General features: G+C 48.6%; 15 protein-coding genes. 9 read left to right on the forward strand and 6 right to left on the reverse strand.

Annotation, left to right across the window (positions count from 1 at the left end):
• Positions 1 to 213 precede the first annotated feature (213 nt).
• Together metG and VP504_RS05620 are read left to right on the forward strand one after the other, a co-directional pair.
• Positions 214 to 2250 carry a methionine--tRNA ligase gene (metG, locus tag VP504_RS05615; RefSeq protein ID WP_325893340.1) on the forward strand — a complete coding sequence of 679 codons (2037 nt, stop codon included), beginning with the start codon at positions 214 to 216 and terminating at the stop codon, positions 2248 to 2250.
• 227 nt (positions 2251 to 2477) lie between these two features.
• Positions 2478 to 3290 (forward strand): hypothetical protein, encoded by an 813-nt coding sequence (locus tag VP504_RS05620; RefSeq protein WP_325893341.1) that lies wholly within the window; start codon positions 2478 to 2480, stop codon positions 3288 to 3290.
• A gap of 57 nt (positions 3291 to 3347) precedes the next feature.
• On the opposite strand, the gene VP504_RS05625 is transcribed toward VP504_RS05620, so the two are convergent.
• The 6 genes from VP504_RS05625 to lrp all read right to left on the reverse strand — a co-directional run bounded on the left by VP504_RS05625 (position 3348) and on the right by lrp (position 12180).
• Entirely contained in the window at positions 3348 to 4910 is a 1563-nt protein-coding gene (locus tag VP504_RS05625; RefSeq protein WP_325893342.1) for a methyl-accepting chemotaxis protein, read from the reverse strand.
• Between the two features lie 307 nt (positions 4911 to 5217).
• Positions 5218 to 6504: a serine--tRNA ligase gene (gene serS / locus VP504_RS05630; protein ID WP_325893343.1), complete on the reverse strand. Its 1287-nt coding sequence runs from the start codon at positions 6502 to 6504 to the stop codon at positions 5218 to 5220.
• 158 nt (positions 6505 to 6662) lie between these two features.
• Positions 6663 to 7997: a replication-associated recombination protein A gene (locus VP504_RS05635; RefSeq protein ID WP_325893344.1), complete on the reverse strand. Its 1335-nt coding sequence runs from the start codon at positions 7995 to 7997 to the stop codon at positions 6663 to 6665.
• Positions 7998 to 8012: 15 nt separating this feature from the next.
• Entirely contained in the window at positions 8013 to 8609 is a 597-nt protein-coding gene (lolA, locus tag VP504_RS05640; RefSeq protein ID WP_325893345.1) for an outer membrane lipoprotein chaperone LolA, read from the reverse strand.
• Between the two features lie 11 nt (positions 8610 to 8620).
• Positions 8621 to 11422, reverse strand: coding sequence for a DNA translocase FtsK (locus VP504_RS05645; RefSeq protein ID WP_325893346.1), 2802 nt, complete (start codon positions 11420 to 11422; stop codon positions 8621 to 8623).
• A 263-nt stretch (positions 11423 to 11685) separates the two neighbouring features.
• Entirely contained in the window at positions 11686 to 12180 is a 495-nt protein-coding gene (gene lrp, locus VP504_RS05650; protein WP_040528471.1) for a leucine-responsive transcriptional regulator Lrp, read from the reverse strand.
• Positions 12181 to 12345: 165 nt separating this feature from the next.
• Between lrp and ald the strand changes: the two genes are divergently transcribed.
• The 7 genes from ald (at position 12346) to infA (ending at position 20320) form a co-directional block, all read left to right on the forward strand.
• Entirely contained in the window at positions 12346 to 13461 is a 1116-nt protein-coding gene (ald, locus tag VP504_RS05655) for an alanine dehydrogenase (protein WP_325893347.1), read from the forward strand.
• Positions 13462 to 13582: 121 nt separating this feature from the next.
• Positions 13583 to 14542, forward strand: coding sequence for a thioredoxin-disulfide reductase (gene trxB, locus VP504_RS05660; RefSeq protein WP_325893348.1), 960 nt, complete (start codon positions 13583 to 13585; stop codon positions 14540 to 14542).
• Positions 14543 to 14681: 139 nt separating this feature from the next.
• The gene (gene cydD / locus VP504_RS05665; protein ID WP_325893349.1) at positions 14682 to 16451 is read left to right on the forward strand and encodes a heme ABC transporter permease/ATP-binding protein CydD; all 1770 of its coding nucleotides are present in this window, start codon (positions 14682 to 14684) and stop codon (positions 16449 to 16451) included.
• Positions 16444 to 18165, forward strand: coding sequence for a heme ABC transporter ATP-binding protein/permease CydC (gene cydC / locus VP504_RS05670; RefSeq protein WP_325893350.1), 1722 nt, complete (start codon positions 16444 to 16446; stop codon positions 18163 to 18165). Before cydD ends, cydC begins: the two co-directional genes overlap by 8 nt.
• A 317-nt stretch (positions 18166 to 18482) precedes the next feature.
• Positions 18483 to 19199: a leucyl/phenylalanyl-tRNA--protein transferase gene (gene aat / locus VP504_RS05675; protein ID WP_325893351.1), complete on the forward strand. Its 717-nt coding sequence runs from the start codon at positions 18483 to 18485 to the stop codon at positions 19197 to 19199.
• Positions 19192 to 19896, forward strand: coding sequence for an arginyltransferase (locus VP504_RS05680; protein ID WP_325893352.1), 705 nt, complete (start codon positions 19192 to 19194; stop codon positions 19894 to 19896). The genes aat and VP504_RS05680 overlap by 8 nt, the downstream gene beginning before the upstream one ends.
• Positions 19897 to 20101: 205 nt before the next feature.
• Positions 20102 to 20320 carry a translation initiation factor IF-1 gene (gene infA, locus VP504_RS05685; protein WP_002539157.1) on the forward strand — a complete coding sequence of 73 codons (219 nt, stop codon included), beginning with the start codon at positions 20102 to 20104 and terminating at the stop codon, positions 20318 to 20320.
• Positions 20321 to 20327 lie beyond the last annotated feature (7 nt).

Consider the following 20327-nt stretch of genomic DNA (forward strand, 5'->3'; position numbering starts at 1 on the left):
AACATCTCCAAATGGTATATATATCTAGCCTAATGAATTTTTTACTATTTCACACCCTTTAAGCATAAGGGTTATTCGATACTGTCGTTGATAACCATTTTCACCGTCTCTCGGACACTTCAAACGTTATCAGCCCCTAGGTTTTCCAGGCCTGATCAGGTAAGATTTGCGCCATTCATTCGATTCAATTGTCAAAAGCGAACTATCTAAATTATGGCTGCAAACCAACGTAAAATTCTGGTTACCTGTGCCCTGCCTTATGCAAATGGCTCTATTCATTTGGGTCATATGCTCGAGCATATTCAGGCAGATGTCTGGGTACGTTATCAGCGCCTGCGTGGCAACACTGTTAACTTTATTTGTGCAGATGACGCACACGGTACTCCAATAATGCTGAAAGCCCAGCAACTGGGTATCGAGCCTGAAGCCATGATCGCTGAGATGCAGAAAGAACACGAAGAGGACTTCGCGGGCTTTGACATCAGCTTTGACAACTACCACAGCACGCACAGCGAAGAAAACCGCGAACTGGCGTCATACATCTACACCCAACTGAAGAACAAGGGCTACATCAATAGCCGCACTATTTCTCAGCTGTTTGACCCTGAGAAAGAAATGTTCCTGCCAGACCGTTTCGTAAAAGGTACCTGCCCGAAATGTAAGTCTGAAGATCAGTATGGTGACAACTGCGATAACTGTGGTGAAACCTACAGCCCAACTGAACTAATCAACCCTAAGTCAGCGGTAAGTGGTGCCACTCCTGTACTGAAAGATTCTGTTCACTTCTTCTTTGACCTTCCACAGTTTGAAGACATGCTAAAAGCTTGGACCAAGTCTGGTGCGCTGCAGGAAGAAATGGCGAACAAGATGAACGAGTGGTTTGAGTCTGGCCTGCAGCAGTGGGACATCTCCCGCGACGCGCCTTACTTCGGTTTTGAAATCCCGGGTGAGCCAGGCAAGTATTTCTACGTATGGCTTGACGCACCAATTGGTTACATGGGTTCATTCAAGAATTTCTGTAACAAGAACGGCAATGTCAATTTCGACGAATATTGGAGCAAAGACAGCAACGCTGAGCTTTACCACTTCATTGGTAAAGACATCGTTTACTTTCACAGCCTGTTCTGGCCAGCCATGCTGGAAGGCGCTGGCTTCCGTAAGCCAAACAACGTATTCGTTCATGGCTACGTGACCGTTAATGGCGCGAAAATGTCGAAGTCGAAAGGGACTTTCATTAAGGCGAGCACTTACCTAAAGCATCTGGATCCAGAATGTCTGCGCTACTACTACGCAGCCAAACTGAATAACCGCATCGACGATCTTGACCTGAATCTGGAAGATTTCGTTCAGCGTGTTAACTCTGACATCGTAAACAAAGTGGTTAACCTTGCATCCCGTAACGCAGGTTTCATCGCAAAACGCTTCGACGGCATGCTGTCTGCTGAATGTGCAGAGCCAGCGCTCTATGAAGAGTTTACTTCTGCTGCGGGCCGTATTGGCGAGCTGTTCGAAAATCGTGAATTCAGCCGTGCTATCCGTGAAATCATGGCATTGGCTGACAAAGCAAACCAGTACGTCGACGAGAAAGCACCTTGGGTAGTAGCGAAAGAAGAAGGCAAAGACGCTGAGCTTCAGGCTATTTGTACCATGGGCATCAACCTGTTCCGCGTGTTGATGACTTACCTGAAACCAGTCATGCCAGAACTGGCTGAGCGCTCAGAAGCATTCCTGAACGAAACCCTGAGCTGGGAGGGTATTGCAACGCCACTGACTGCTCATAAAGTTGAAGCATTCAAAGCACTTTTCAGCCGTATCGATCCGAAGAAGGTTGAAGAGATGGTCGAGACGTCTAAAGAAGATGCAGCAGCAGAGAAAGCGGTGGCTGAAAAAGCTAAAGGTCCTTTGAAAGAAGAGCCTATTGCGGATGAAATCGAGTTCGGTGACTTTGCGAAAGTGGATCTGCGTATCGCAAAGATTGTCTCTTGTGAATCTGTGCCAAAAGCTGACAAGCTGCTGAAGTTTCAGCTAGATATTGGTGGTGAGACCCGCCAGGTATTCTCTGGTATCAAGTCCGCTTACAACCCAGAAGATCTGGTTGGCAAGTTCACAGTAGTAGTGGCTAACCTGAAACCACGCAAGATGAAGTTCGGCATGTCAGAAGGCATGATTCTGGCTGCTGGCCCAGGTGGCAAAGATCTTTGGCTGCTTGAGCCACATGAGGGTGCACAAGCTGGTATGCGTGTGATGTAATCACGACGCGAAAACAAAAAAGGAGCTTGGTGCTCCTTTTTTGTTTGTACATCCAAGAGAACACTTTAGCGACCTTCATCACACTTTCGCACCAAGTTGGTTAGATTCTGCTCCATTGTCGCTCATAAAATTCGACAGAAAAACATAACACATTGTTTTTAAATGAAATATAAATTGGCATACACACTGCACCACTTGTTCAGGCACTCAGGAAAGAGGAACAAGTTATGGCACTATTATCTATCATCACTCCAAACTGGTTAGTTCGCATGACGAAAGGTCTGTCGAGCTCACAGAAGTCCCGACGCGACCACTACCGCTCGCAAATCAGCGATCTTCGTTCACTACTTTGGATGCTTCACAACCACAACACCCGCTATATTCGGTGTCCCCAGTCACCTCAGGCCAGCAAAGCTCGCATAGAGATCGAGGAATTTTGCGAGCAGTTACTGGACGAATGTAATAATCCTCAGCGACCTTTATTCCGCGTGTTGAAATCGAGAATGGAACAAGTGCTGTCATCGCTACCAAACCAGTCAAAAGCAGGTTGGTATGCCATTCATCACAGAGCATCAGACCATCTGATTTACATTATCGATGAAGTCACCCGTTCATATTTGGCAGAAGGGACACTTGATGCAACCTATGAAGAATATCAAGTATTCTGGCAAACATGGATTGATACCAAAGAAGCGCAACTTCGTTATGAACAAGCCGTAATGCGTCTGGCTGAAGGCAAAACAGCTGCATGGCAATCAGTAAACTTACAAAGCCGTATTTTGCAAAAACGCATGCACCAACTTTCTTTGATGTCGAGTGGCGATGCAACACTGGCCTTTGATCGCGTAGATAACCGTTTTGACTCCGTTATCCGCTCAACGGAAGAAGAAATTCCCGCATCCTCACTGATTAAAATCAGTCAGGATTTAAGCGTTATTCTTTTGCATCTTTTTGACCGCGAACTCATCGTCCGTACATCAGACAGTGAGCCAGTTAAAGCAACACCAGGCATCAAAGCCCTTACAGTGAAGACTGGTTAAACAATCTGCCAAAAAAAGGTCAGCCCTTGGGCTGACCTTTCTGCTATCTAGCGTTTGCTAACCAACACGTCGGAACTGAGCAACAAGTTGTTTCTGGGAAGTCAGTGCATCGACCAAACCTTGAGCCTCTTGCACCGTTTCTTTCGCTATATTCAAAGATTGGTGAGAGAGCTCTGAAACAGACTGGATATTGCCATTCATTTCGTTTGATACCGCTGCCTGCTCTTCAACTGCTGTCGCGACCTGATGGTTTCGGTCATTAATGTCTGAAACCAGCGTCTGTGAGCGGCGAAGAGCGTCACCAGCCTTTTCGGCACTGGTCACACATTCTTCAGAAAGAGTCGTACCACGCGCCATTGCATCTACCGCTTGTTGCGTTCCGTTCTGGATAAGTGAAATCACATCTTGAATTTCAGACGTTGACTCCTGTGTTCGCTGAGCCAGTGCCCTAACTTCGTCCGCAACCACGGCAAAGCCACGTCCCTGTTCTCCAGCACGTGCTGCCTCAATCGCCGCGTTCAGTGCCAACAGGTTAGTTTGTTCTGCAATCCCTTGGATGACGTCAGATACTGAACCGATACGTTTGCCATGTTCTTCCAACTCAGATATCACGCTCGAAGCATCGCTCAATTGCTTAGCAAGGTTTTGAATAGCATCAACAGTTTGCCCTACCGTCTCCATACCGGTAAGCGTTGCATCCTGAGCTTCTGTTGCTGCTTCCGAAGCACTTTGAGTATTGTCTGACATATCGTTCGCGGTTGCAGACATTTCATTAATCGCCGCTGCAATCTGCTCGGTTTCTGTATTTTGGTTTTCGAGGTTACTCGTTGTTCGCTGACCGTTCTCTTTTGCCGTACTTGCAGAAGCAAGGACTTGGTCGCTACCATCGAGGATCCGACCTACCACAGCGTTGATCTCAGCGGCTCTCATCTTCAATGCCAACTCGATTTCGGAAACATCGTCAATGGCACCGTTGTAAAGATATTCCATTAGCGGATTGTCATACGCCTCTCTCGCCAACTTGGTGACGTTTTCAAGCCGGCGCGTAAGCATAAACATCATAATGATCGAGAAGATAAATTGTATAGCAACTGCGGCCGCAAAGCCGGTAAAGAAGCCCACTGCACCAGACAAGATAAGGCCTGGAACAAACCACATTGACGCTCGCTGCCACATCCTTAAGCGAGGCATTTTCAGAGCCGACGGCGTCTTTCCTGCAAGCAGTAGAGGATATAATTTTTCTGCGCGCTCAACAGCTTTGCGATCCGGGACGGTACGAACAGACTGGAACTCAACAATCTGCCCATTTTGTTTGATTGGCGACGCGAACGCATTAACCCAATAGTAATCGCCATCTTTAGTTCGGTTTTTTACCAAGCCCATCCAATTGTTTCCGGCTTTGATAAAGTCCCACATATTTTGGAAGGCTGCGGGCGGCATACTAGGATGACGAACCAAATTATGTGGTTCCCCAATAATCTCATCGAGTGTGTAACCTGCTACTTCGCAGAAGTCTCTGCTTGCGTATTTCACAATACCGCGCGTGTCTGTAGTAGAGAGCAAGTTGTAATCGGCAGGGAACTTTATTTCTTTATCCGTCACAGGATTATTGACTCGCATACGAAACGACCTTTTCTTATTTGCGACAATCTCTAATTAGTAATAGTAGTAGAATAAATTGACGCAAAAAGAGAAGATTGCGGCCATATAACCATCATTCAAATAAACCAGCCTTTAAACCTTTGATTTATATGGCCGTGTAAAATATGAGAAATAAGTGACATCAGTCCAAGAATTGGAATAATAATTATAATGCTGACTGCTTATTTGAACTTATAAGTATAAATATCAATACAGCAATTAGAACTTGCTTTTTGATTTATAAAAAACCGGCCAAAAGGCCGGTTTTTTTTTGTAAAAATTAACTTTATCCAATATGAGTCAAGCCACCCATATATGGGCGAAGTACTTCTGGAACTTCAATACGGCCATCTTCCAACTGGTAGTTCTCAAGAATAGCTACCATGGTACGACCGACAGCCAAACCCGAGCCGTTCAGGGTATGAAGTAGCTCTGGCTTCTTCTCAGCCTTACGGCGGAAGCGTGCTTGCATACGGCGTGCCTGGAAATCGCCCATGTTTGAACAAGATGAAATTTCACGGTAAGTAGCTTGTGCTGGTACCCATACTTCCAGATCGTATGTCTTCGAAGAGCCAAAACCCATGTCGCCGGTACACAGAATTACCTTACGGTACGGCAGGTTTAGAAGTTGCAGAACTTTCTCAGCATGACCAGTCAGTTCTTCTAGTGCCGCCATCGAATCTTCTGGCTTCACGATTTGAACCAGCTCTACTTTGTCGAACTGGTGCATACGGATAAGACCACGGGTATCACGACCGTAAGAACCCGCTTCAGAACGGAAACAAGGCGTATGAGCGGTCATGCGAATTGGTAAGTCAGCTTCTTCCACGATAGTGTCACGAACCATGTTGGTCAGCGGCACTTCAGCAGTTGGGATCAGAGACATACCCACGCCTTCTTCCGTCGCTGGCTGGGTGTGGAACAGGTCTTCTCCAAACTTAGGTAGTTGACCAGTACCGAACAGGCTGTCTGCATTCACCAAGTATGGCACATACATTTCAGTGTATCCGTGCTCAGTGGTGTGAAGATCCAGCATGAACTGTGCAATTGCACGGTGTAGGCGCGCCATCTGACCTTTCATCACAATGAAACGTGAACCAGACAGTTTCACTGCGCTGGCAAAATCCAGGCCGCCGGTCAGCTCACCAAGATCAACGTGATCTTTGACTTCAAAATCGTAAGTTTTAGGTTCGCCCCAGACTGAGATTTCTACATTTTCAGATTCGTCTTTACCTACTGGCACTGCATCATCAGCGATGTTTGGCACACCCATAGTGATATCGTTCAGTTGTTCCTGAAGCTCTGCCAGTTCCGCTTTCGCTTTGTCCAGCTCGTCGCCCAGGTTTTCTACCGCTGCCAGCAGTGGCTGGATATCTTCACCTTTCGCCTTCGCCTGACCGATGGACTTGGATCGTGAATTACGCTCAGCTTGCAGCTCCTCGGTGCGTACTTGCAGCGATTTGCGCTTTTCTTCCAGATTGCGGAGAGTGTCAACGTCAAGCTTGAAGCCACGACGTGCCAGTTTTTCAGCTGTTGCGTCCAGCTCGGTACGAAGTAGTTTTGAATCCAGCATGTTAATCCTGTGAATCGTTAAACAGTGCCTTAAAAGAAGTTGACGCTGCCACGCACTATTATGGCAACGTCAATTTGAAAGGATTTTTCTTCCTGAGATGGGTGACTCTAATCACCACATTTATTGGGTAAAACAATACCCAAATTGACCTTTATTTCCTAGCGTTTTCGAGGGCTATTTGCATTCAACTGGTCAAGAAACGCCAGCTTTTCTGCGATTTTGATTTCCATCCCCCGATTCACTGGCTGGTAATAGCGTGTGCCTTTCATTTCCTCAGGGAAATAGCTCTCTCCTGCAGCATAGGCGTTTGGCTCATCATGGGCATATCGATACCCATCGCCATACCCCATTTCTTTCATCAGAGTCGTTGGTGCATTGCGGAGGTGGTTTGGCACTTCATAATCTGGGTGCATTTTGGCATCACGTAACGCCGCTTTCCATGCAACATATACCGAATTACTTTTCGCCGCACATGCCATGTAAACTGCCGCCTGTGCAATCGCACGTTCGCCTTCAGCTGGCCCGACACGGGTAAAACAATCCCAAGCGTTAATTGCAATTTCCATCGCACGCGGGTCAGCGTTACCAATGTCTTCTGAGGCGATGGCAAGCAGACGACGGGCTACATAGAGCGGGTCACCACCAGCAGTGATGATTCTGGCGTACCAGTACAGAGCCGCATCTGGATCAGAGCCGCGAACAGACTTGTGGAAAGCAGAAATCAGGTCGTACCAAAGATCACCCTTGTTATCAAAGCGCGCAATCTTCTCTCCAGCGACTTCGGCAAGCAACGGCAAAGTGATCAGCTTCTTGCCGCTGGCGTCTGGTTCTGCCATGTCTGACAAGAGTTCCAAATAGTTCAGCGTCATTCGCGCATCACCAGAGGTAAAATCAGCCAATTGCACTTTGACGCCCTCAGCGAATTCCAGTTTTTCAGCACCCAGTCCACGCTCGTTGTCAGACAGTGCCTGATCGATCACTTCCAACACATCGTCGGTATCAAGAGACTTGAGCTTGTAAACCCTCGCTCTTGAGAGCAGTGCGTTGTTCAGCTCAAATGACGGGTTTTCGGTCGTTGCACCGATAAAGGTGATGGTGCCATCTTCAATATGCGGCAGAAAGGCATCCTGCTGGCTTTTGTTGAAGCGATGCACCTCGTCAACAAACAGAATCGTCCGTCTCCCGACCAGTTGATTTTCTTTAGCTTTATCTATAGCAAGGCGAATGTCTTTTACACCGGATGTGACTGCAGATACCCGCTCAATTTCTGCGTTGGCATAACCTGCGGCGACTTCTGCAAGCGTGGTTTTACCTGTACCAGGCGGTCCCCAAAGTATCATCGAATGCAGCTGCCCGCTTTCGAGAGCCCGGCGCAGAGGCTTGCCTTCATCAAGGAGGTGTTTTTGGCCTATGTATTCGGCGAGGTTAGTTGGCCGCATACGCGCGGCAAGGGGGCGAAAGTCGTCCGCAAAATCCAGACTGAGGTTACTCAAATTAGCTTTCTCTGATTACTGTCGCTGGTCATCCAGCTCAACACCTTCCGGAACAGTAAAACTAAACAATGACGCTTTAGGAATGACATTCTTCACGTCGTCCAGTGTAAAGCGGCTTTGCTGTCCATCCTGCTCCACCACGGCAAATTCGGTAATTTTGCCATCAGGTTTCACACTAACAACAAACTCACCCAAGTTTGAGGCTTCTTTTGGAGACAAGATGAAAGTATCACCATCTTGCTTCACGTTGTAGTTTTCCCAATCGCTTGGATTGTTGCGGGTCAGCAGAACAAATGGCGTCTGTGAAGTCGCATCATCCAGCCGCATAGCTGTGACTTGTTCAATGAAGGGGCTGTAGTACCACAGTGTTTCACCGTCTGAAATCAGGTAGTTTTCGTCTGGCGTCACGGTTTCCCAATTGAACAGGTTTGGGCGCTTCATGGCGAGACTTCCTTCGCCTTCGTTGATCACATCCCCCTCTGGACTAGTGACCGTTTGTTCAAAATTTGCCGTGAAGCTGTTGAGTTTTGACAAGCGAGAATTCAGCTCTTGCTGCGGATTTGCAAACACTACAGGTGCTACCAGCAGCAAAGAGAACAACATTTTTTTCATTCTTATTCCAATCAATCTCTTGGCGGTGGTGGCGGTGCCAACACCTCCCGATTTGAGTTATGGCCTGGCGGGCTGACAATGCCCTGCGCTTCCAGCTGTTCAACAATTCGCGCGGCACGGTTATAACCGATTTTAAAGCGGCGCTGTACTCCCGAGACTGAAGCTCGACGAGATTCGGTCACAAACTCAACCACTTGGTCAAACAGCTGATCGAGTTCTTCACTGCCGCCACCTTCCGGTGCTTCACCTGGCAGAAGGCCATCACTACCCTGATCACCACTGGTGATTTCAGAAATGTACTGCGGCTTGCCACGCGCTTTCCAGTTGCTGACCACGCGGTGAACTTCATCATCGTTAACGAAGGCACCATGCACACGCGCAGGATGGTTTGAACCATTGGGCATAAACAGCATGTCACCCATACCAAGCAGGGATTCCGCCCCACCCTGATCCAGAATGGTTCGGGAATCTGTTTTGGTTGATACCGTAAACGCCATGCGTGTCGGAATGTTTGCTTTAATCAAACCTGTAATCACGTCCACAGATGGGCGCTGCGTAGCTAGCACAAGGTGAATACCCGCAGCACGTGCCTTCTGGGCAAGACGTGCAATCAGCTCTTCTACCTTCTTACCCACCACCATCATCAGATCTGCAAATTCATCGACGATCACCACGATGTAAGGCAGTTTCTCCAACACAGGTGCAGTTTCATCCATACTGTCACCCGGCTTCCAAAGCGGGTCCGGGATAGGGTGATCCGCTTCTGCGGCTTCGCGGATTTTGTCGTTGTAGCCAGCAATATTTCGAACACCCAATGCAGACATGAGTTTGTAACGACGTTCCATTTCCGCCACGCTCCAGCGAAGCGCATTGGCGGCATCTTTCATGTCAGTAACCACTTCGGTCAACAAATGTGGGATACCTTCGTAGACGGAAAGTTCCAACATTTTTGGGTCAATCATGATGAAGCGAACGTCTTCAGGCCCTGCTTTGTAGAGCATACTGACGATCATCACGTTTACACCGACGGATTTACCGGAGCCTGTTGTACCAGCCACCAGCATGTGTGGCGCTTTGGCAAGGTCCGTTACAATAGCTTCACCGGCAATGTCTTTACCCAGAACGACTGATAGCGGTGATTTCGAAGACTGGAAGCGCTCACTCGCCACCACTTCTGACATGAACACGGTTTCACGGCTGGTATTTGGTAGTTCTAGTCCGATGTAAGGTTTGCCTGGAATCACATCAACAACGCGAACAGCACTGGTTGAAAGCGAACGGGCAATGTCTTTTGACAGGCTCATGATACGGCTGACTTTCACACCCGGTGCCAGCTCAAGTTCAAAGCGCGTGATAACCGGACCTGGGAAAATCCCCTTCACAGTGACTTTGATTTTGTATTCTTCAAGGCGTGTTTCAATCAAGCGGGCCTGATACTGCAGCTCTTCATCCGATGCGCGGGTTGCTGTGTTGTGTGGTGGGTTAAGAAGATCAATGGTTGGCAGCGGCTCTTTCGGCTTCGGCAGGTTCGGTTCATCTTTGACTAGGAACGGATGTACAACACCAGCGGCATTTTTCTGCGCTTCACGAATTGTTTCGAGGAAAGGATCCTCTTCTTCATCTGGAATCACCGACTCTGCCTGCGCACGGTCAAGCTCAGACAGCCCGTCAGTATTTCCAATCACAATGTCTTCACGTGCTTCTTCAATCACAACGGACTCTGTCGAACCGAAGTTGACATCATCATCCCAAGGAGCTCCATCGCTCTCGGCCATGCTCTCTTCTGAAAAAGTTTCTTCAGAAGCCGTTTCCGAAATCAGTGTTTGGTTGACCTGCTCTGGTTCAGCAAGTACTTCAGCGTCATCATTTATCTCGGCTTCTTGACTGTTGCTGACAAAAACTGGCTTTGGCTCAGGCGCGATGACATGTTCATCTATTTTTGCATCCATTGTCATCACTGGCTCTTTGCGCTTTGCTGATGCCGCAATTGTCGCATGTATTACTGGTGGAGCAGTGACCGACTGGTTTTCTTCCGCGATATCTACACGCTGAGCTCTGTTAAGTCGCGAGACATCAGCCAACTCAGGCGTTTTTTCAACCGGCTTGGCGAACAATGGATCCAATTCATCGATGTCATCTTCCAGCTCAGAGGTATCAACGGTTGAGCCAATCATCTGTGGTTTGTCACCACGGGCATGGTTTACCAGCCAAGTGATGGCCGACAGCGTTTTCTCACCAAGAGTATCTACAATCGTCAACCAAGAAATACCCGTAAATAGAGTAAAGCCGGCGGCCCAGACGAACATAAACACCAGTGTGGTACCCAGTAGATTGAACATGGGCAATGAAAGCTCTGTTAGTACATCGCCAACAACACCACCGGATGAAAAGAACCAGAAGTCATCGAAGTTGAGATCCGCTAAACCACAGCTGGTTAAAAGCAGCAGCACGACACCGAGGATTCGGGTTGCCATAATGGTGTAGTTCAGTGGTTCTGATTCACTGCGGCGACGGAAGAAAACCCAACCACCAAGTAGCAAGAGAAAAGGAAGTGGATAAGCAAGGGTACCCAACGCAAAAAACAGGGTATCCGCCACCCAAGCACCCGCATTACCCGCAGCATTTTGTACTGGGCCATCCCAAGCAGTTTGGGACCATGATGGGTCGGATGAATCGTAACTGAGCAGAGATACGAGGATAAAGACAGCAGACAGCAGCGCAATAATCAGTGCGCTCTCTTTCAAACGTTGTTTTCCGTTCAATCGACGTGAGGTGTCTGCCTGTTTCTGCTCCTGACGCAAGAAGAACTCCATTATCACCTATCTTTCTAACTGTAAGCCCTGAAATCGTTTCATAACCCATCAGTACTATGGCTGATTAGAGCGGCTTTATTATTCATTATGATTGTCTGTGCCCATTTGACGAAAAACGCTTCAATGATGGGCAAATACTGGGTTAATACCCATGCTTTTGCAAAAGTGTACACCAAACAAAAAAACAAACCGAGCAGCAAGCTACTCGGTTTGTAGAATATAACACTTATCTCAATCCTCTTTGTCCGAGGGCTGTGAGTGTGTTAACGCGTTTTTATCACCAGATGATTTGTTTGTTTCACCTCTTCCATCACCACATAGGTTCGGGTGTCGTTAACACCAGGAAGACGCAGCAGGGTTTCACCCAGCAGCTTACGGTAAGCAGACATATCTGATACGCGCGTTTTCAACAAGTAGTCGAAATCACCGGAAACCAGATGACATTCCTGAATATCTTCAAGCTGTTGAACGGCCTTGTTAAACTGTTCGAACACATCAGGAGCACCACGGTTCAGAGTAATCTCTACAAATACCAACAGCGACGCATCGAGAAATTGAGGGTTCAATAACGCGGTATACCCGGAGATATACCCTTGTCGCTCAAGGCGACGAACACGCTCAAGACATGGGGTTGGCGACAGTCCTACCCGCTTCGAAAGTTCAACGTTTGAAACACGTCCATCCTTCTGAAGTTCATTAAGAATATTCCTGTCAATGCGATCCAATTCCTTGGAGGGTTTCTTTTTGGCTTCAACCATTTTTTATTCCACCTTTTTACTTCCTTGCAACGTTAAATGCCATTTTTTTTAACATATCTTATATATTTAGCATCAAATCCGGCTTTTGGCGAACTATACTAGCCCTAAATACAACAATACCACAAAACAACAGCCAATAACTCTATAAAGAAGCGAGGACTTAGGATGATCATTGGTGTACCTAAAGAAATCAAAAACCACGAGTACCGTGTAGGCATGGTCCCTGCCAGCGTCCGCGAGCTGATATCCCACGGCCACACTGTTCACGTCCAGTCCCAGGCAGGCGCGGGTATCGGCTTCAGCGATGATGACTACATCAAGGCTGGTGCTTCTATTCTTCCAACTGCAGAAGATGTCTTCGCAGCTGCTGAAATGATTGTCAAAGTTAAAGAGCCGCAGGCAGTTGAACGTGCCATGCTTCGCGAAGGGCAAATTTTGTTTACCTATTTGCACCTTGCACCAGATTTTCCACAGACACAAGACCTTATCAAGAGCAAAGCTGTCTGTATAGCCTATGAAACCGTAACAGATTCTAAGGGTAGATTGCCACTTTTGGCGCCGATGTCAGAGGTCGCAGGACGAATGTCTATTCAGGCAGGTGCACAGGCGTTGGAAAAATCGCGCGGCGGTGCCGGTATGCTGCTGGGTGGTGTTCCAGGCGTTGAACCCGCTAAAATCGTGGTGTTAGGCGGCGGTGTGGTCGGTTCCAATGCAGCTCGAATGGCTGTTGGAATGCGGGCAGATGTCACAATTTTAGACCGCAACATCGACACACTTCGTGCATTGGACGAAGAGTTTCAGGGACGCGCAAAAGTTTTATACTCAACAGAAGAAATTCTTGAAAAACACGTTCTCGCCGCAGATTTGGTCATCGGAGCAGTACTTATACCTGGTGCAGCAGCACCAAAATTGGTAAATGCTGAACACATCAAACGCATGAAAGCAGGCGCAGCAGTCGTCGATGTTGCTATCGACCAAGGTGGCTGTTTCGAAACCTCGAAAGCAACAACACATGCCGACCCAACGTATATTGTCGACGACGTGGTTCACTACTGTGTGGCAAACATGCCTGGTGCTGTTGCACGTACCTCTACTTTTGCGCTAAACAACGCCACTCTCCCTTACATCGTGAAACTGGCAAACTTGGGTTATCGTGACGCGCTGCTTTCTGATCAAAACCTGCTGAACGGTCTCAACGTGATTGACGGTAAAGTCACCATCCGTGAAGTGGCGGAAGCATTTGATCTGGAATATGTCGACGCAAAGGCGACACTGGCCTAACTCAAGCGTAATAACAGATAACATTTTTCGATAAAGGGCACCGCATGGTGCCCTTTCTTTAACTCTACAATTTCCCTACAATCGGTACTATTGCATAACACTAAATCCACCCGGAGAAATAATGAGCAACGTAAAGCATGCAAGCCTTCTAATCTTAGGTTCTGGCCCTGCTGGCTACACCGCTGCAGTTTACGCGGCGCGCGCTAACCTGAACCCTGTCATGGTGACTGGTCTGCAACAGGGCGGTCAGCTAACGACCACAACAGAGGTTGAGAACTGGCCGGGTGATGCTGAAGGTCTTACTGGCCCAGCACTAATGGAGCGTATGAAAGAGCACGCTGAGAAGTTTGATACTGAAATCCTCTTCGACCACATCAATGAGACTGACCTGACCCAACGCCCTTTCCGTCTTAAAGGCGACAATAGTGAATACACCTGTGATGCACTTATTATCGCAACGGGTGCATCTGCGCAGTACCTAGGCATGGAATCAGAAGAAAACTTCAAAGGCCGCGGCGTGTCTGCCTGTGCAACCTGCGATGGTTTCTTCTATCGCAACCAAAAAGTAGCGGTAATTGGTGGTGGTAACACTGCCGTTGAAGAGGCTCTTTACCTGTCGAACATCGCATCAGAAGTCCACCTGATCCACCGCCGTGATTCTTTCCGTGCGGAGAAAATTCTGGTTAACCGCCTCATGGACAAAGTCGAAAACGGTAACATCGTTCTTCATACTGACCGCGTTTTAGATGAAGTGCTGGGCGATGACATGGGTGTGACCGGTGTTCGTATTAAAGACACTCAGTCAAATACAACTGAAGAGCTGGACGTGATGGGCCTGTTTGTTGCTATTGGCCATAAACCTAACACTGGCATTTTCGAAGGCCAACTGGACATGCACAATGGCTATATCAAAGTGCAATCTGGCCTTGAAGGTAACGCGACGCAAACCAGCGTAGAAGGCGTATTCGCTGCAGGTGATGTTATGGACCACATCTACCGCCAGGCAATCACTTCTGCTGGTACAGGTTGCATGGCAGCACTGGATGCTGAGCGTTTCCTGGATGCACAAGCTAAATCCTAGTAATTCATCCCTGTTAGGGCCCGTTGATATGCGGGCCTAACATTTTGCCATTTTAGCCTTCCAAAGACCGATATTAACCATAGGGATCGCTCCTGCTAGGCTCATCGTATCGGTAACATAAAAATACCAATGAAGTACTATGGATAAAAAGAAACAGCGATCGCTCTCCCAATGGCTCAAGGGGCAAAGCAAGCTTGGCAAAACCTGGCTTATGGCAGCGATTGGGTTGGCATTTTTGTCTGGCCTTTTTCTCGTTGCCCAAGCCGCCCTGCTCGCCAATATTCTTCATCAATTGATCATCGAGAAAGCTGACAAGTCTGAGCTTTGGCTCTCCTTCGTTGCTCTCGGTATCGTCGTCTGTATACGAGCCCTGTGTAGTTGGGGTAAAGAGCAAGCAGGTTATCGCGCCGGAGAGGCTGTCCGACTTCAGATCCGAAAGCTGATTCTGAATAAACTCCAAATGTTGGGTCCTGCCACCATTCAAGGCAGGCCCGCCGGTACTTGGGCCAGCCTGATCCTCGAACAAGTTGAGGAGATGCAGGACTTCTTTGCCCGCTACCTACCACAAATGGCAATCGCTGTTCTTATTCCTTTTATCATTCTGATTGCCGTATTCCCCTTGAACTGGGCGGCTGGCTTGATTTTCCTAGTAACCGCACCATTGGTACCATTTTTCATGGCATTGGTGGGAATGGGTGCCGCTGATGCAAACCGACGCAATTTTAAAGCGCTACAGCGACTTTCCGGTCACTTCTACGATCGCCTCCGTGGCCTTTCTACCATTCGCCTATTCGATCAGGCAGAAGCCGAAAGCAATCACCTTCGCGTCGCTTCCGAAGACTTCCGCAAACGCACCATGGAAGTATTACGCTTGGCGTTTCTTTCATCTGCCGTTCTGGAGTTTTTCACTGCATTGTCAATAGCTGTGACAGCGGTATATTTCGGTTTCAGCTATATCGGCGAGCTGAACTTCGGCCATTACGGTATAGGCATTACCCTCTTCATTGGTATTTTTGTTCTGGTACTGGCACCCGAGTTTTACCAACCTCTTCGCGATCTGGGCACTTTCTATCACGCGAAAGCGCAAGCGATTGGGGCTGCGGAATCCATCGTTAACTTCCTCGACTCGACGCCAGAACATCAAGCGTCTGGCAGCGCGAAAATATCTGATGAAGCAATCACTATTCAAGCAACGGACCTTGAAGTGCTGAGCCCTGATGGTGCCGTTCTTGCCGGTCCAATCAGCTTTGAAATTCGAGAAGGCCAAAAGGTCGCGCTTGTTGGCCAAAGTGGAGCAGGTAAAACCAGCCTGATTAACGCAATCCTTGGATTTTTGCCTTATCGTGGCAGCCTATCCGTGAATGGTATGGAGCTAAAAAATATAGATTTAGCTTACTGGCGCAAGCAGGTAAGCTGGGTGGGCCAGAACCCACAGTTATTCCACGGCTCAGTGAAAGACAATGTGTGTCTCGCCGCTCCTATGGCAACCAATGAGCAAATTCAACGCGTGACCAAAGCAGCTTATGCTGATGAGTTTATCCAGCGACTCGAGAAGGGTCTGGAACACTCGGTCGGTGATCGTGCATCAGGATTATCTGTCGGTCAGGCGCAACGTATTGCGGTTGCCAGAGCTTTGCTTCAGGAAGGTCGCTTCTGGGTACTTGATGAACCAACAGCAAGCCTTGACGCGTCCAGCGAACGTTTAGTGATGGAAAGCCTCGACCATGCCACCAAAGACACCACCACTTTGTTGGTGAGCCACCGCATCGACCAACTAGGCGGGTGTGACAGCATTTTAGTGCTGCAACTGGGTAAACTGGTGCAACAAGGCACCTTCGAAGAACTAAAACATGAAGGGGTCTTCGCCGAGATGATCCAGGCTGTTGACAGGAGCGATCTCGATGCGTGATTTGATTCCTTTCCTGAAACTTTATAAAAAGCACTGGTTTGGCTTGTCGCTTGGCATGCTGTTGTCTTTCTCGACACTGGCTGCTGCAATTGGTTTGCTTACCCTGTCGGGTTGGTTCATCGCTGCATCTGCAGTCGCGGGCCTGCTGGCGACTGCAAACTTTAACTACATGTTACCAGCTGCCGGCGTGCGCGGTTTTTCTATAGCAAGAACAGCAGGCCGTTGGGGTGAGCGCGTTGTCAGCCACAACGCCACGTTTAAGTTGCTGGCAGACCTTCGCATCTTCTTCTTCGAGAAACTGACCCCGCTGATCCCAGGTAAAGTCGGCAACCTGCGCGACGCCGATATTCTCAACCGTCTGGTGGCGGATGTGGATGCGATGGACCACGTTTACCTACGACTGGTCAGCCCGCTGATTGTCGGAGTGCTGGGCATTCTGGGTATTAGTGGTTTTCTGTATTGGTTTGATCCAGTTATCGGTCTCACGCTCGGTGCCATCCTGCTTTCGCTGATGTTGGTTCTGCCCGTGGTGTTCTACTACCTGGGTAGGTCACATGGCGTTGAAATCACTCAATCCAAGTCACAACTGCGTATTTCTTTGCTTGACTGGCTACAGGGTCATGCCGAACTGCAAATCTTCGGCGCCGCTTATCGTTATCGCGACGCAGCAGTAGAAGCAGAGCAACGTCTTTTGGCATCTCAAAGACAGATGGCGCGTATCACAGGCCTGGCAAATGGCATCTTACTGGCAGCCAATGGCCTGACACTGGTGTTTATGCTTTGGTTGGCAGCTGATGGCATTGGTGGCGCACTGCCTAATCCTTATGTCGCTATGGTTGCATTTGCTACTATGGCAAGCTTCGAATTGATGATACCTGTAGCCGGAGCATTCCAGTACCTGAGCCAGACAATGACATCAGCGAAGCGTCTAAACGAAATCATTGAGGCAGAGCCAGAAACGCCGTTTGATCCAATGGGCCACAACAACACAGCCAAAGGAGATATCACTTTCAGTGATGTGACCTTCTCATACCACGGAGCAGAAAAACCAGCGGTGAATGGTATTTCACTGTCCGTAAAAGCCGGTGAAAAAGTGGCACTGTTGGGTCGAACCGGTTGCGGTAAATCCACCCTGCTGCAGTTGATTACCCGTGCGTGGGATCCATCATCAGGCAGTATCTGTATTGATGGCGTCGCTTTGGATACCTGGCGTGAGTCAGCACTGAGAAGCTCAATTGCTGTCGTCAGCCAACGCGTTGACGTGTTCAACGGCGCAGTGCGTCATAACCTCTCCATGGCGAAGCCCAACGCCTCGGATGAAGAGCTGATAACCGTCATCGAGCAAGTTGGCCTATCTGCTTTACTGGAAGGTCCGGGCCTAGACACCTGGCTTGGAGATGGTGGTCGTCAGCTTTCCGGTGGTGAGAGGCGTCGCCTTGGCATTGCAAGAGCACTGCTGCGAGACGCGCCTATCCTGCTGCTGGATGAGCCTACGGAAGGTTTGGACGTAAAAACAGAGCGACAAATCCTGTCTTTGCTGCTCGAGTATGCCAAAGACAAAACCGTATTGTTTATTACACACCGTCTGGTGGGGCTGACCGAAATGGACAAGGTGTGTTTAATGGATGAAGGGCGAATTATCGAACAGGGCTCTCACCAAACCTTGAAAGAAGCAGGCGGTCGATACAGCCAACTGCTTCAACGAATTCAGTAAAACCTCATACCCAAACAACCTGAAGATGCTGAATTCAGCGAGGTTGACTGGCGTTGTGGCCGCGGCATTCCTTTGCAGGTGTAGTCATCTCCATCAAAAAGGAACAACAAAGAGCACGGCGTCAGTTAACTCGCCCGAAGGGAGGGCCTCAATGCGCCCACCTCTTCGTTAAATCCCACGGAAATAGAACCACTATTCCTCGTGAAATTTGCCTCGAATTAAACACATTGATGACCTCTGAATACAAACACCCTCAGGTCGTTTGGGTATAAACTAAAGGGAGCATTGCTCCCTTTAGTAACAGTGAAAGAAAATATATGACGATCTATCTGCCGCCATTGGATGACAACAACCCCGAGTCCTTCCCTCCCGTATCTTCGGCGCTGGAAGAGCCAGATGGTTTGCTTGCCATTGGGGGAGATTTATCGCCGGAGCGTTTGCGTGCAGCCTATTCACAAGGCATCTTTCCTTGGTTTGGCGTTGATGAACCCCTACTTTGGTGGTCACCCGCCGAACGGGCGGTGATAAACCCAACCTCGTTTGTACCAAGCCGGAGCCTCAGAAAATATGTGCGCAAGCAAGGTTATCGTGTATCCATCAACAGGGCTTTCGACCAGGTCATTCAACATTGCGCGTTAATCCGTGGTGAGCATCAGGTGTGGATAACACCTGAAATGCGCCATGCCTATAAGCGGCTTCATCAACTGGGCTCTGCCCACAGCGTCGAGGTATGGCAGGAAGATGAGCTGGTAGGAGGCTTGTACGGCGTGAATATAGGCTCGCTATTCTGCGGAGAATCCATGTTCTCTCTAAAAACCAACGCCTCAAAAACAGCGCTGTGGTACTTCTGTGAGCATTTCAGGTGCCATGGTGGCAAACTCATCGATTGCCAGATGATGACAGACCACCTCACGTCGTTGGGTGCTGAGCCCATTCAGAGACAAGACTTTACCCAGCTACTCAGTGAATTGAAACACCAGATCACTGACGCTTCTCTCTTCCGCTCACAATGGATTGACGTCAACCATGTTTAGCCAATCGATAAGAATTGGTGTGATGGCTCCATCCGCATGTAGCTATCTGGCCGATCATGAAGAGTCGGTTGCGGTGGTTCTCGATCCCCAACTTCACACCAACAGTGGCTATGGGTTTCTCGTGCAAAGCGGTTTTCGCCGGAGCGGGAACAACATTTACAGACCTTACTGTAACGCCTGTACAGCTTGTCACTCCCTTCGGGTTGATACACACGGTTTTGTTCCATCGAGAAGCCAAAAACGTCACCTGAGCCAACTGAAGCGCCTTAATGTAGAATTTAAGGACGAGATGGATACGAATTGGTTCTCTCTTTACGAACGCTACATTTCAGCCCGTCACCGCAGTGGCTCTATGTACCCGGCGAACAAGGCGGACTTTCATTCTTTTGTGAAGAGCGACTGGCAGACCTCCAAATACCTCCACCTTTATGAGGACGAAAAGCTCATCGCCATTGCCGTCACCGATTTGTTAGACCACGGATATAGTGCTATTTACAGTTTCTTTGAACCCGCCCACGCCTGGTCATTGGGATCGCTCTGTGTTCTGGCGCAAATTGAACAAGCCCGGAAAAGCGATACCCCTTGGTTATACTTGGGATTTCAAATCGATGCTTGTAGTGCGATGAACTACAAACAAAAGTTCAAACCTCACCAGCGTTATGTGGCCGGCAGTTGGATAGATGGCGACCAGTTTTAACCAACGGAGTTCCTGACGTGTTTACCTCTCGGTTTTCTTCAACCCAACCGGCATAAAAGCGCCTAAACCTTAACCAATAGCCGATTTTTGCTGGTCAGTATGGATGCAAAGGGGTAAAATTCCGCCCCTAAACTTTACAGATTCAATCAATCAAGGCATTATCTGCCGGTCAAAAATTGGCTGATCGGTAGCCCAAGAGGATTAAATGGCAAAAGAAGACGTAATTGAAATGCAAGGTACCGTCCTGGATACCCTGCCAAACACTATGTTCCGCGTAGAACTCGAGAACGGCCACGTAGTAACTGCACACATCTCAGGTAAGATGCGTAAAAACTACATCCGTATCCTGACCGGTGACAAAGTTACCGTTGAGATGACGCCTTACGACCTGTCTAAAGGTCGCATCATCTTCCGCGCGCGCTAATCCTCAC

Origin of the sequence: Grimontia sp. NTOU-MAR1 (genome assembly GCF_035758505.1) — a bacterium.
Lineage (GTDB): Bacteria > Pseudomonadota > Gammaproteobacteria > Enterobacterales > Vibrionaceae > Enterovibrio > Enterovibrio marinus.

Bases quoted from the DNA above. Each gene is read 5' to 3' on its own strand.
- metG (WP_325893340.1), top strand. From the start codon at position 214: ATGGCTGCAAACCAACGTAAAATTCTGGTTACCTGTGCCCTGCCTTAT.
- VP504_RS05620 (WP_325893341.1), top strand. From the start codon at position 2,478: ATGGCACTATTATCTATCATCACTCCAAACTGGTTAGTTCGCATGACG.
- VP504_RS05625 (WP_325893342.1), bottom strand. From the start codon at position 4,910: ATGCGAGTCAATAATCCTGTGACGGATAAAGAAATAAAGTTCCCTGCC.
- serS (WP_325893343.1), bottom strand. From the start codon at position 6,504: ATGCTGGATTCAAAACTACTTCGTACCGAGCTGGACGCAACAGCTGAA.
- lolA (WP_325893345.1), bottom strand. From the start codon at position 8,609: ATGAAAAAAATGTTGTTCTCTTTGCTGCTGGTAGCACCTGTAGTGTTT.
- VP504_RS05645 (WP_325893346.1), bottom strand. From the start codon at position 11,422: ATGGAGTTCTTCTTGCGTCAGGAGCAGAAACAGGCAGACACCTCACGT.
- lrp (WP_040528471.1), bottom strand. From the start codon at position 12,180: ATGGTTGAAGCCAAAAAGAAACCCTCCAAGGAATTGGATCGCATTGAC.
- ald (WP_325893347.1), top strand. From the start codon at position 12,346: ATGATCATTGGTGTACCTAAAGAAATCAAAAACCACGAGTACCGTGTA.
- trxB (WP_325893348.1), top strand. From the start codon at position 13,583: ATGAGCAACGTAAAGCATGCAAGCCTTCTAATCTTAGGTTCTGGCCCT.
- cydD (WP_325893349.1), top strand. From the start codon at position 14,682: ATGGATAAAAAGAAACAGCGATCGCTCTCCCAATGGCTCAAGGGGCAA.
- cydC (WP_325893350.1), top strand. From the start codon at position 16,444: ATGCGTGATTTGATTCCTTTCCTGAAACTTTATAAAAAGCACTGGTTT.
- aat (WP_325893351.1), top strand. From the start codon at position 18,483: ATGACGATCTATCTGCCGCCATTGGATGACAACAACCCCGAGTCCTTC.
- VP504_RS05680 (WP_325893352.1), top strand. From the start codon at position 19,192: ATGTTTAGCCAATCGATAAGAATTGGTGTGATGGCTCCATCCGCATGT.
- infA (WP_002539157.1), top strand. From the start codon at position 20,102: ATGGCAAAAGAAGACGTAATTGAAATGCAAGGTACCGTCCTGGATACC.